This is a genomic window from Acidiphilium sp. (genome assembly GCF_049977125.1).
Taxonomy (GTDB): Bacteria; Pseudomonadota; Alphaproteobacteria; order Acetobacterales; family Acetobacteraceae; genus Acidiphilium.
The window spans coordinates 22676-35254 of sequence record NZ_JBMFGY010000028.1 but is presented as its reverse complement, the minus strand read 5'-3'; the positions used below and the strand labels follow the sequence as shown (position 1 = coordinate 35254).

At 65.0% G+C, this 12579-nt stretch carries 8 protein-coding genes; 5 read left to right on the top strand and 3 right to left on the bottom strand.

Features of this window, described 5'->3' with window-relative positions:
• Positions 1-115 precede the first annotated feature (115 nt).
• Entirely contained in the window at positions 116-1069 is a 954-nt protein-coding gene (bioB, locus tag ACP5E6_RS06840) for a biotin synthase BioB (RefSeq protein WP_427953141.1), read from the top strand.
• A 26-nt stretch (positions 1070-1095) separates the two neighbouring features.
• The gene (locus ACP5E6_RS06835; protein ID WP_427953145.1) at positions 1096-2391 is read left to right on the top strand and encodes an adenosylmethionine--8-amino-7-oxononanoate transaminase; all 1296 of its coding nucleotides are present in this window, start codon (positions 1096-1098) and stop codon (positions 2389-2391) included.
• A gap of 47 nt (positions 2392-2438) precedes the next feature.
• Here the strand turns inward: ACP5E6_RS06835 and rfaE1 are convergent, their stop codons facing one another.
• Positions 2439-3899 carry a D-glycero-beta-D-manno-heptose-7-phosphate kinase gene (gene rfaE1 / locus ACP5E6_RS06830; protein ID WP_427953139.1) on the bottom strand — a complete coding sequence of 487 codons (1461 nt, stop codon included), beginning with the start codon at positions 3897-3899 and terminating at the stop codon, positions 2439-2441.
• 86 nt (positions 3900-3985) lie between these two features.
• Here rfaE1 and ACP5E6_RS06825 point away from each other — a divergent pair, with 86 nt between their 5' ends.
• Positions 3986-4948, top strand: a complete 963-nt coding sequence (locus ACP5E6_RS06825) for an Hsp33 family molecular chaperone HslO (RefSeq protein ID WP_427953137.1) — start codon at positions 3986-3988, stop codon at positions 4946-4948.
• The gene (locus tag ACP5E6_RS06820; RefSeq protein ID WP_427953135.1) at positions 4945-5664 is read left to right on the top strand and encodes a hypothetical protein; all 720 of its coding nucleotides are present in this window, start codon (positions 4945-4947) and stop codon (positions 5662-5664) included. The genes ACP5E6_RS06825 and ACP5E6_RS06820 overlap by 4 nt, the downstream gene beginning before the upstream one ends.
• Before the next feature lie 3 nt (positions 5665-5667).
• Here the strand turns inward: ACP5E6_RS06820 and pheT are convergent, their stop codons facing one another.
• Together pheT and pheS are read right to left on the bottom strand one after the other, a co-directional pair.
• Positions 5668-8148 (bottom strand): phenylalanine--tRNA ligase subunit beta, encoded by a 2481-nt coding sequence (pheT, locus tag ACP5E6_RS06815; protein WP_427953134.1) that lies wholly within the window; start codon positions 8146-8148, stop codon positions 5668-5670.
• Positions 8145-9218: a phenylalanine--tRNA ligase subunit alpha gene (gene pheS / locus ACP5E6_RS06810; RefSeq protein WP_427953132.1), complete on the bottom strand. Its 1074-nt coding sequence runs from the start codon at positions 9216-9218 to the stop codon at positions 8145-8147. Before pheS ends, pheT begins: the two co-directional genes overlap by 4 nt.
• A 558-nt stretch (positions 9219-9776) precedes the next feature.
• Here pheS and ACP5E6_RS06805 point away from each other — a divergent pair.
• Entirely contained in the window at positions 9777-11987 is a 2211-nt protein-coding gene (locus tag ACP5E6_RS06805; protein WP_427953130.1) for a prolyl oligopeptidase family serine peptidase, read from the top strand.
• The last annotated feature ends 592 nt before the right edge of the window (positions 11988-12579 follow it).

Genomic DNA, 12579 nt, shown 5'->3' with positions numbered 1-12579 from the left:
GATGGGGGATGGTTGCGATTTGATGCCGTGACGGTCCCCGGGTTTGAAACCCTTTCCGTTGCTGGCGGCGCGGTTTATCAGGGTGGGAGTCCCTAGCGGTAATTTGGAGAGATTGATGTCCCTGACGCTTGAGCAGCCCACCACGACCCGCGCGCGCATTGCGTCCTTGCTTGCCTTGCCGTTGCCTGAGCTCATTTTTCAGGCGCAGGTTGTTCATCGGCAGCATTTCGATCCGACCGAGGTGCAGATTTCGACGTTGCTTTCGATCAAGACCGGCGGTTGTCCTGAGGATTGCGGCTATTGTCCGCAGTCGGCGGGGGCGGCGGCTGGTGTGTCCGCCTCGAAGCTGATGGAGCTTGAGCCGGTGCTTGAGGCGGCTCGCCGGGCGCGCGATGCCGGGGCGCAGCGTTTCTGCATGGGGGCGGCCTGGCGCTCGCCCAAGGATCATGATCTCGACAGGGTTGCCGCCATGGTTGCCGGGGTCAAGGCGCTCGGGCTTGAGACCTGTGTCACGCTCGGGATGCTGCGGCCCGACCAGGCCGGCCGGCTGAAATCCGCCGGGCTCGATTATTATAACCATAATCTCGATACGTCGCCGGAGTTCTACGGCAATATCATTACCACCCGGGTCTATCAGGACCGGCTCGATACGCTGGCGGCGGTGCGGGAGGCCGGGATCAATGTGTGCTGTGGCGGCATTATCGGCATGGGCGAGGATTTGGAGGATCGGGCCGGTCTGCTTGCCACGCTCGCTGATCTTGACCCCTATCCGGAATCGGTGCCGATCAATGCGCTGGTCGCGGTTAAAGGCACGGCGCTGGGCGACCTTGCTCCGATCGATCCGATCGACTTCGTGCGCACCATTGCCGCCGCGCGGATTGCGATGCCGAAATCCTATGTGCGCCTGTCGGCCGGAAGGGAAGCGCTGTCTGACGAGGCTCAGGCGCTCTGCTTTCTGGCGGGCGCCAATTCGATTTTTTATGGTGACACGCTGCTGACCACAAGCAACCCCGCCGTCGCGCGGGATAATGCGCTGTTTGAAAAACTGGGGATGACACGGCAATCGTGACGTCGCCTGCCGTGACGTCGCCTGCCGTGACCCCGCCGGCCTGGCTGACCACCGGGTGGAATCACGTTTGGCTGCCCTATGCCCAGATGCAGACCGCGCCGCTGCCGTTGCCGGTGGTACGCACCGCGGGCAGCGAGATTCATCTGGCGGATGGCCGTATTCTGATCGACGGCATCGCCTCCTGGTGGACCGCCTGCCACGGTTATAACCACCCCCACATTATCGCGGCGGTCGCGGCGCAACTCGCGGCGATGCCGCATGTGATGTTTGGCGGTCTCGCCCATGAACCCGCTTATCGCCTTGCCAGCCGCCTCGCGGCGCTGCTGCCGGCGCTGCTTGAGCGGGTGTTTTTCAGTGATTCAGGCTCTGTCGCGGTCGAAGTCGCGATGAAGATCGCGGTGCAGGCGCGGCTCAACCGCGGCGCGCGTAACCGCACCAAATTCCTTGCGTTTCATGGCGGCTATCATGGCGACACGTTCGCCACCATGGCGATCTGCGACCCCGAGGAAGGGATGCACAGACTGTTCGCCGGGATGCTGCAATCTCATGTCATTGCCGATTTGCCGCGCGATCCGGCGTCCCGCGCCAGTTTCGACGCGCTGGTTGAACGCCACCACCAGGAACTCGCCGGCATTATTGTTGAACCGCTGGTTCAGGGCGCGGGCGGCATGGTGTTCAACGATGCCGCCACGCTGCGCCACTTGCGCGCCACCGCCGATCATTACGGTCTCACGCTGATTTTCGATGAAATCTTCACCGGCTTCGGCCGCACCGGCACGATGTTCGCCCATCAGCGGGCCGATGTCATTCCCGATATCATAACGCTGTCGAAAGCCCTGACCGGCGGCACCTCGCCGCTTGCCGCGACGATCGTGAGCCGCGATCTGTATGATGCGTTCCTGTCGCAATCTCCCGGTGACGCGCTGATGCACGGCCCCACGTTCATGGCCAATCCGCTCGGCTGCGCCGCCGCCAATGCCGCGCTCGACCTGTTCGAAACCGAACCCCGGCTCGCTCAGGTCGCGACGATCGAGGCCGCGCTGTGCCGCGTGCTTGAACCGTGCCGCGCGATTCCCGGTGTTCGCGATGTTCGCGTGATGGGCGCGATCGGGGTGGTTGAACTCGAGTCCATCGATGATCCCGCCGCCCTGCGCCAGGCGTTCATTGCGCGCGGTGTCTGGGTGCGTCCGTTCCGCAACATCGTCTATCTGACCCCGGCGCTCACGATCGGGGCGGCGCAGCTTCAAACGCTCGGCATGGCGGTGCGGGAGGTTTTGGCGGATCTCGGGGGACATGAGGCGCGTGCGCGGGGGTTCGAGTGATATGCGATTGAGTTGTTCCTGCCGCGTCAACTCAATCGCATATCGCTCTAGCCGCGCAGGCGCTGCACTGTCGCTGTGGTTGAATGGCCCGCCAGCAGGTCGGCCAGCATGACCCGGCCGCCCCAGGATTCGACCTCCCGCGCGCCGACCACCGTGTCGCGCGTGTAATCGGCGCCTTTGATCAACACATCCGGCCTGATCAGTTCGAGCACGTCGATCGGGGTATCCTCGTCGTAGATCACCACGAGATCGACGGTGGCGAGCGAGGCCAGCACCGCCGCGCGCGCCGCTTCCGGCTGCACCGGGCGGGTGGCCCCTTTCAGCCGCCGGACCGATCGGTCGGCGTTGATCCCGACGATCAGCCGGTCGCAGGCCGCGCGGCATTGTTCGAGCAGATGGATATGTCCCGGATGCAGCAGATCGAAACAGCCGTTGGTGAAGCCGACCCGCCAGCCGCGCTGGCGCCAGCGCTCGGCGGCTTCGGCGGCGACCTGCCGGGTGACGACTTTGCGCAGCGCGCCCGACGTGGGTTTGACCGCATCGATCAGGTCGTTCGGGCGGGCGACGGCGGTGCCGACCTTGCCGACCACCAGACCGCCCGCGATGTTCGACAGGCGGGCGGCGATTTCGAGGGACAGCCCGGCGGCGAGGCCGGCGGCGAGGACGGCGACCACGGTATCGCCGGCGCCGGAGACGTCGTACACCTCGGCGGCTTCGGCGGGATAATGCCGTTCCGTTGTGGCGGTCACGAGGCTCATGCCGTCCTCGGCGCGGGTACACAGCACCGCGCCGAAGCCGAAGCGCTCGATCAGGCCACGCGCCGCCGCCACGATCGCGGCCTCGGTGGTCAGGTCCATGCCGGTGGCCAGCGCCAGCTCCCGCCGGTTCGGCGTGATGACATCCGCCCCGGCATAACGCGACCAATCCAGTCCTTTGGGATCGACCACCACGGGCCGCCCGATCGATTTCGCGCTGGCGATCAGCGCCCGCGCGACATCCGGCGCCAACACGCCCTTGCCGTAATCGGACAAAACGGTGACCGAGGTGGCCGCCATCGCGTCGGCGGCGATTTTCAGAAGCCGCGCGCCCAGCTTGTCCGGCAGCGGCGCCACCAATTCACGATCGGCGCGGATGAGATGCTGGCCTGACGCGATATAGCGGGTTTTCACCGTGGTCGCGCGGCCGTTTTCGACCAGAAGCCAGGGTTCCACATTGGCCTGGCCGCCGATCAGCGCGGTCAGATCCGAGCCTTCCTGATCATCGCCCACCACCGAGACGAAGGCGGTTGCCGCTTCGAGCGCGGTCAGGTTGCGCACGACATTGCCCGCGCCGCCCGGCATGGCGATTTCGCGGGTCACCGACAGAATCGGCACCGGCGCTTCCGGGCTGACCCGCTCGACCTGCCCGTAGACGTAACGATCCAGCATCAGATCGCCCACGACAAGAACACTCGCATGCGCCAGGGCATGTATCGCCGCGATCAGGTCACCGTCATCATGGTCAGCCATGCTGCATCGCTACCGTGCAGCGCGGCGCGGGGCAAGCGGTTTCATCGGTGATGGCAAAATGCGCGTCCTGCCTCTATCTATAGGGCATGAGCACACTACCCCATTTTCTCGACCGTACCCGTCCCGATGTGCCCGATCTTGCCGTGCCGCGCGGCGTCACGCCGTTTTTCCTGCCGAAACAGCCGGTTCGCGGCCGGCTGGTGCGGCTCGGCCCGGTGGCGGACGCGCTGCTGACCCGGCATGACCACCCCGATCCGCTGCGCACCCTGCTCGGCGAGGCGCTGGCGCTGGTCGCTTGCCTGGCCACCGCGCTGAAATTCACCGGCACCTTCTCGCTTCAGGCCAAGGGCGATGGGCCGGTGCCGATGCTGCTGGCCGATTGCACCGATACCGGGGCGCTGCGGGGTTATGCGCGGCTGGCCGAGGAGGCGGCGATGCCCGAGACGCCGAGCGCGCGCGCGCTGATGGGCGATGGGTATCTGGCGTTCACCGTCGATCAGGGGCCGGATACCGAGCGGCATCAGGGGATCGTCAGCCTCGAAGGCGAGACTCTGGCGGATATGGCGCTGCATTATTTCGCGACCTCCGAGCAATTGCCTTGTGCGATTCATCTGGCTTGTGCCGAGACGCCGGCTGGGTGGCGGGCTTCGGCGCTGATCATCGAGCGGATTGCCGGGGCGGGGGGGATCGACCCGGAATTATCCGAAGAGGCGCAGGAGGAGGCGTGGCGGACCGCGAAGATTCTGGCGGCCACGATTACCGAGGCGGAATTGCTCGATGATGCGCTGCCGCCGGACCGGCTGCTGTATCGGCTGTTTCACGGCGAGGGGGTGGCGGTTGATCGCCCGCGCCCGCTCGCCTACGGTTGCCGCTGCTCGCGCGCCCGGCTTTCGGACGTGCTGCACGGGTTTTCACCGGATGATCTCGATCACATGACCATCGATGGCGATATCACCATGACCTGCGAATTCTGCAACATCGATTTCCGCTTCCCGCGGGCCGACATCACGCCCGCCGAACCCGCCGAACGCCGGGAGGATCAATCATGAAACGCACCCGCCTGATCGCCATGCTCGCGCTGGCCGCGCCGCTCGGCCTTGCCGCCTGTTCCAGCGGGCCGCCGGTGCAGACCAGTTTTCCCGAGTTGCAATATACGTATTTGCCGCAGATTACCCTGAAAGTCGCCAGCGTTCAGGTGCGCGACGACTATCTGCCCGGCCCCAATGCGGCGTCGCTGATCGACGAGGCGCCCGAAGCGCCCGCCGCCGTGCTGGAGCGCATGGCGCGCGAGCGCCTGATTGGCGATGGCAGCCCCGGTTCGGCGGTGTTCGTGATCAAGCGGGCGTCGCTGCATCAGGTCGGGGATAATCTCGAGGGGACCATGACGGTGGAACTCAGTGTCCGCACCAGTAATGGTGAACGGGTCGGCTACGCCGATGCCACCGTCTCGCGCAGCGAAACCGCGCCGTCGAACGAGACGCCGGACCGGATTCGCGCGGCGCTGTATCAGCTGACCAAGCGGATGATGGCGGATATGAATGTCGAACTCCAGTATCAGATCCAGAAAAGCCTGCCCGAATGGCTGGCCTATGGTCCGGGCGCCGGCCTCGCCCCTTCATCGGCAACCCAGCCGCCGCCCTATACGGAAGGGAACGGCATTACCGCCCAGCCGTTGACCGGATCAGCCCCGGTGCTGACCGGGCCGCCGACCGCGCCGGGGCAGACGCTCGGCACCATGCCGCTGCCCAGTCCGCAGGTGCAGTAAGCCTCAGCCGCGCAGGGTGGCCCCGGTCGCCTTGGTGACCGCGGCGACGATTTTGGTCGAGACCGCTTCGATTTCGGGATCGGTCAGGCTTTTTTCCTTCGGCTGGAGATGCACCGCGATGGCGAGGGAGATTTTGCCGGCGGGGAGCCTGTCGCCGGCATAGCGGTCGAATAATTCGACATGGGTGATCAGGCCGCGCTCGGCCCCTTTCGCCGCGCGGAGGACTGCGTCGGCGGCGATGGTTTCATCGAGAATGAAGGCGAAATCGCGCCGGAGTGGTTGCAGGCTGGAGAAGGCGGGCAGGGATTTGCGGCGGCGTTTCGGCTCGGGGAGGGCGCCGAGGTCGATTTCGAAGCCGATGCTGCCGGCGGGCAGGTCGAGCGCGCTGCACAAGGCGGGGTGCAGGGCGCCGAAATGGCCGAGGGTGAGTTTCGGGCCCTGTTTGATCGTGCCGGCGCGGCCGGGGTGATAATGCGCGGGTGCGGTGGGGGTGATTTGCAGGGCATCGAGCGGGACGCCGAGTTCGGCGAGGAGGGCGAACGCGTCGGCTTTGGCGTCGAACGCATCGACCGGGCGGGAGGGTGCGATCCATGAGAGCGGGGTCTGGCCGGTGCGCAGTCCGGCGGCGATCTGATCCTGGCCTTCGGGCGAGATGTCGCGGTAGCCGGGGCCGATTTCGAACAGGGCGAGGTCGGTGAAGCCGCGTGCGGCGTTGGTGGCGGCGGCCTGGGCGAGTGTGGCCAGCGGGGTCGGGCGCATCTGGTCGAGATCGGCGGCGATCGGGTTGGCGAGGGCGAGATCGTCGGGGGTTGCGCCGAATCGCGCGGCGGTGGCGCGATCGAGGAAGCTGAAGGTGACGCATTCGGCCATGCCGCGCGCGGCCAGCACGCGCCGGGCGCGCACGGCGCGGGATTGGCGGGGGGTGAGCGTGGCGGTGGGGACCGCGCCGAGGGCGGGGAGTGAGATGGGGATGATGCGGTCGAGGCCTTCGATGCGGAGGATTTCTTCGATCAGGTCGGCTTCGGGTTCGAGCGCGCGTGCGCCGTCCTTTGCTGCTGCCGCCTGATCGGCCGGCAGATCGACCGCCTGATCGAGCGCGCTGCCGCCGGAGGCACCCATCGAGGCGATGTCGTTGCGCCAGGAGGGGACGTTGACGGTGATTTGTGCCGGATCGCGGGTGGCGACGGTGAAGCCGAGGGCCGCCAGGATTTCGGTTGCGCGGTCGGCGGTGACGTCCGACCGGGCGAAGCTCGACAGGCGTTCGAACCGCAGGCTGGCCTGGCGCTGCCAGGCCGGTTCGGCGCCGGCTGCGGTGATGGCGGAGGCTTCGCCGCCGCAGAGGTCGATTATCATTGCGGTTGCGGCATCGAGTGCGGCGGGGAGCAAAGCGAGGTCGATGCCGCGTTCGAAGCGTTGCCGTGCATCGGAGAAGATGCCGGTGCGCTGGCCGGTGAGCGCGATCGCGACGCGGTCGAACAGGGCGCATTCGATGAAGACATCGGTGGTGGTCTCGTCGCAGCCGGTCGCTTCACCGCCGACGATGCCGGCGAGGGATTGGACCCCGGCCTCGTCGGCGATCACGCAATCATCGGCGGTGACGGTGACGTCCTTGCCGTGCAGGCCACGGAACCGCTCGCCCGTGCCGCGCCGGAGGGTGAGGGTGGTGCCGGTGATTTTGTTGACGTCGAACACGTGGAGCGGGCGGCCGAGGTCGATGGTGAAGAAATTGGTGATGTCGGCCAGGGTGTTGATCGGCCGCAGCCCGACCGATTCGAGGCGTTGTTTCAGCCAGGCGGGGCTTTCGCCGTTGCGCACGTCACGGATGGTGCGGCCGAGCACCCAGGGGCAGGCTTCGGTGAAATCGTCGCGCCAGGCGATGGCGCTGGGGGTGGTTGCGGTGATCGGCGGCGGGGCCCAGGGGTTGAGCGTGCCGAGACCGGCGGCGGCGAGGTCGCGCGCGATGCCGCGCACCGCGAGCGCGTCGCCGCGATTGGGGGTGACGGAGATTTCGATCACCGGATCGTCGAGCCCGGCCCAGGTGGCGTAGGCGGTGCCGATCGGGGCGTCGTTCGGCAGATCGACGATGCCGTCGTGATCGGTGCCGAGGCCCATTTCACGGGCGGAGAGCAGCATGCCGGCGGAGGCGATGCCGCGGATTTCGCCGATTTTGAGGGTGATGTCGCTGCCGGGGATGTAGGCGCCGGGCGGGGCGAAGACCGCGTTCATGCCGGTGCGGGCGTTCGGTGCGCCGCAGACGACCGAGACCTCGCCCGCGCCGGTATCGACGCGGCAGACCCGCAGGCGGTCGGCGTTGGGGTGCTGGGTGGCTTCGATCACCCTGGCGATCACGAAGGGCGCGAGGGCGGCGGCGCGATCTTCCACGCCTTCGACTTCGAGGCCGATCGTGTTGAGGGCTTCGGTGATTTGGGTCAGCGATGCCGTGGTGGTCAGATGGGTTTTGAGCCAGGAGAGCGAGAATTTCATGGCGCGTTGCCCTCGTGCAGCGTGACCGGGGCGAGCGGCGAGGTGCCGTAATGGGACAGCCAGCGGATATCGCTGTCGTAGAAGCTGCGCAGATCGGGGATGCCGTGCTTGAGCATGGTGATGCGCTCGACGCCCATGCCGAAGGCGAAGCCCTGGTACTCGCGCGGGTCGATGCCGCAATTGGCCAGCACGTTGGGGTGGACCATGCCGGAGCCGAGGATTTCCAGCCAGTCCGACCCGGCGCCGATTGTGCCGGTCTTGCGGTCCCAGGCGATGTCGATTTCCATCGAGGGTTCGGTGAAGGGGAAGTAGCTGGCGCGGAAGCGGGCCTTGAGGTCGGGGATTTCGAAATAGGCGCGCAGGAAATCGACCAGGCAGCCCTTGAGATGGGCGAGGGTGATGCCGCGGTCGATCACCAGGCCTTCGCATTGGTGGAACATCGGGCTGTGGGTGGCGTCGTGATCCGAACGGTAGGTGCGGCCGGGGACGATGACGCGGATCGGCGGCTTGCGGCTCAGCATCGTGCGGATCTGCAGCGGCGAGGTGTGGGTGCGCAGCACCATCGGGCGGTTGCGGCCGGCGGCTTTGAGATAGAACGTGTCCATCATCGCGCGCGCGGGGTGGTGCGGCGGGATGTTGAGCGCGCCGAAATTGTACCAGTCATCCTCGATGTCCGGCCCGTCCTGCACGCCGAAGCCCATGGCGCCGAACAAAGCGGTGAGTTCCTCGATGGTGCGCGAGATCGGGTGGATCGAACCGGGCGGGGTGGGGCGGGCGGGGAGGGTGATGTCGATTCGCTCGGCTTGCAGTCGGGCGTCGAGGGCGGCGGCGTCGAGGATGCGACGCCGCTGCTCGATCGCGTCGGTCAGCCCGGTTTTCAGCGCATTGACCGCCGCGCCGAACGCCTTGCGCGCCTCGGCGTCCATCCCGCCGAGGGATTTGAGCAGCGCGGTGACTTCGCCGGATTTGCCCAGAAGGGCGACGCGCACCGTCTCGAGCGCGGCGGGGTTGGCGGCGGCATCGATCGCGGCGCGGGCGTGACGGTCGATCGCGGTGATATCGTTTGACATGGCCCGGCAGGGAGCGTGAAGGACGGCAAATGTCAAGCCGCGCGATCAGCGCGACAAAAAACCCCCGGAACCGAAATTCCGGGGGCCGTGTTCGATCCGGACACGTTCACCTGGTACCGTAATCGCCTCGTTCGCCTCAATACCCATGCGAGGCTGATCCATTGATCAGCCCGTTTAATCGCGTTGTGTCGATGGTCACCGCAACGATGGCCACAGCAACGATTGCAGCTGAATCGACTGAAAGACATGTCTTAATTTGATACGATTGTTGATTTATCTGATCCATCCGGTTGAATCCACAAATTGGAGGTAGAAACGTCACAAGCTTCAACATTTTTTTCGGGCGCTGTTTGGACATGAAAAACCCGCGACGACCCCGCGCCGGACATGAACGAAATGATTGATCGGCGATCGGGTCAATTTCATGTCGCAGCACCGTTTGAAGACCGTTGGCGGTGGTGCCGCCGATGCGCGGCGCGATGGCCGCGGGTTAAAAAAATCTTTGTGATTCAGCTGTTTTCCGGTAGCGGTGCGGGGTTTGATAATGAGGGGAATCGGATGATCAGAACAGGTCTTGGCGTTATCGCTTCGCTTGCCGCGCTCGCGGCCATCGTGCCGGCGCTGGCGGCACCTGCGGCACCCGAAGGCATCGCCAAGCCGCCGCCGGCGCCGATTATCCGGCATGTCAGCGATGATTTCGGCACGCCGGTGGTCGATGATTATCGCTGGATGGAAAAACCCGGCAGCAAGCGGTTCGCCGCGTTTCTGAAAAGCCAGAACGCCTATACCCGCAAGGTGCTGAACGCGATTCCGGGCAAGCAGGCATTGTATGACGAGATCAAGCGGGATGCGAATGTCGGCACCGCGATTTTCTGGGTGACCCGCGCCGATGGACGGATTTTCTATATGGGGGTCTCGCCGGGTCAGAACACGGCGCATCTTTTTATGCTCGATAAAATCGGCGCCACGCCGCGTCTGCTGATCGATCCGATGCAGTTCAGCAAGAACCATATCCCGCAGGCGCTGAACTATTATTTCGTCTCGCCCAACGGCAAATACGTCGCTTTTGGCGTCTCCGGCGGCGGGTCGGAGCAGGCGAAACTCCGGGTGCTCGACGTCGCGACGGGCAAGCTCCTGCCGATCGGCATTACCCGGATCGACGGCGATAACACCGATTTTCCGCCGATCGCGTGGCTGCCGGATTCAAAGGGCTTCATTTATTACCGGCTGCACAAATTCGGCCCGAACGCGCCGGTTACCGATTTTTATCAGGAGAGCCGCGACTATCTGCATATGCTGGACGCGACCGACCCGACCGGTGCGACCGATCGGGCGGTGTTCGGATGGCAAGTCGCCGCAGCGGCGCCGATGCGGTTTTCGCAGGACGCGCTGGTGGTGACGGCGCCAAATTCGAATTACGCGCTCGGCCTGTTCACCGAAAATGAGGAACTTCAGTCGATCGATGATATCTATGCGACCAAGCTTTCCGATCTGCAGGCCGGTAAGCCGGTTTGGCACAAGATCGTTGGTCGCGACATGCAGATGGCGGGGTTCGCCCTGCATGGCGACCGGCTCGATGTGATCACGCCGAACGGCGCGCCGCGCTACAAGGTGGTGAGCTATGATCTGGCGGGGTCCGCCGCGCCCAAGACCGTGGTGGCGCCGGGCGAGGACGTGATCACCAGCCTCGCCGCCGGCCGGCACGCGCTTTATGTCGGCGCGATGCGTGACGGCATGGGGCGAATCCTGCGTGTTGCCTATGGCAGCGATGCGACGAGTGCGGCGGCGATGCCGTTTCAGGGTGGTCTTGGCCAGATTCTGGCCGATCCGAACGGCGCCGGGGTTTGGTTTCATCTGTCCGGCTGGACGACTCCGGCGGCCTGGTATGATTTTACCCCGACGACCGGCGCGGTGACCAACACCGGATTGCAGAAACCGCCGAAAGTCAGTTTCGCGGGCATCGAGTCGCGCGAGGTCAAGGCGGTTTCGTGGGATGGCACGATGATCCCGGTCTCGATCATCATGAAAAAGGGCACGAGGCTCGATGGCAAAAACCCGACCCTGCTGATCGGCTACGGCAGCTACGGCATCACCATCACGCCGTTTTTCGCGCCGACGTTTCTGCCCTGGCTCGATCGCGGCGGCATTATCGCGGTTGCCCATGTCCGCGGCGGCGGCTGGTATGGCGCGGCCTGGCACAAGGCGGGCATGAAACAGTGGAAAATCAACACGGTGTTCGATTTCATCGCCGCGGCGCAATATCTGGTGGACAAGCATTATACCTCGCCCGCACATCTCGCCGGGGAGGGTGGCTCGGCCGGTGGCATCACGATCGGCGGCGCCGTGGCGTGGCGGCCGCATCTGTTCGCCGCCGCGATCGACAGCCATGGCGACACCAATGCGCTGCGGATGCAGTTCAGCCCGAACGGGCCGCCGAACGAAATCGAATTCGGCAATGTGCTGAAAGAGAAGGATTTTCACTGGATCTATGCGATGGACGCGATGGCGCATATTCGCGACGGCGTGAAATATCCCGCGATCCTTGCCATCACCGGCGCCAATGACCCGCGCGTGGAACCCTGGGAGGTTGGTAAATTCGCCGCCCGCCTGCAGGCCGCCAGCACCTCGGGCCGCCCGGTGCTGCTGCGCGTGAGCTATCAATCCGGCCACGGCATCGGCTCGACCAAGGATCAGGAAATCCGCTCGCTCGCGGATCAGGACGCGTTTCTGTTCTGGCAGCTCGGCGTACCTGGATTTCAGCCGAAATAACCGGAGGGTCGGCCGGCGGCGTGGTGGCCCGGAGTTGGCGCGCGGTGATTTTGCGGGGAGTGGCCGCGGCGCGCGGCGGTTCCGGTATAGTTTGCCATGGCCGTGCCGGAAGCCGCGTGAAAAAAAGAGTGTGATGGGTTTTGCCTCATCACACTCTCAAGGGGACCACGGAACGATCCGTGGTTGGTAGGGAGGAAACGGAGACCAATGGCCTCGATCTCCTTGATAGCGAGAAGAGGTTAACGTTCCGTTACCGTGACGGCAGAAAAGTCGTCAATTCGGTGGAACGACCCCGAGATTCGGGCAAACCGTGTCAAAAAAGTCGCGTCAAGCGCCAAATCGCCAAAATGTCGTGACAGGCCCGAACGAAGTTGCGTGAGGCGGCTTGAACGATCGCGATAACCGGAATAGATGCTGCTTAAGCGAAATGGTTGTTGGGAAATGTCACTTCAATCGTTTACGTGATGATCCGGTTTTCACATCGGTTGCGGGGTTGGCGCGCGTTCAGCCTGTATCGGGGTGGCGAACCGGGAAGACTTGGGATAACGGACTCCACCAGCCGATACTGTGTCGGCGAATTTAGTAACTTTGG

Coding starts and splice junctions, on each gene's coding strand:
- bioB (WP_427953141.1), top strand. CDS start 116: ATGTCCCTGACGCTTGAGCAGCCCACCACGACCCGCGCGCGCATTGCG.
- rfaE1 (WP_427953139.1), bottom strand. CDS start 3,899: ATGGCTGACCATGATGACGGTGACCTGATCGCGGCGATACATGCCCTG.
- ACP5E6_RS06805 (WP_427953130.1), top strand. CDS start 9,777: ATGATCAGAACAGGTCTTGGCGTTATCGCTTCGCTTGCCGCGCTCGCG.
- ACP5E6_RS06820 (WP_427953135.1), top strand. CDS start 4,945: ATGAAACGCACCCGCCTGATCGCCATGCTCGCGCTGGCCGCGCCGCTC.
- pheS (WP_427953132.1), bottom strand. CDS start 9,218: ATGTCAAACGATATCACCGCGATCGACCGTCACGCCCGCGCCGCGATC.
- ACP5E6_RS06825 (WP_427953137.1), top strand. CDS start 3,986: ATGAGCACACTACCCCATTTTCTCGACCGTACCCGTCCCGATGTGCCC.
- pheT (WP_427953134.1), bottom strand. CDS start 8,148: ATGAAATTCTCGCTCTCCTGGCTCAAAACCCATCTGACCACCACGGCA.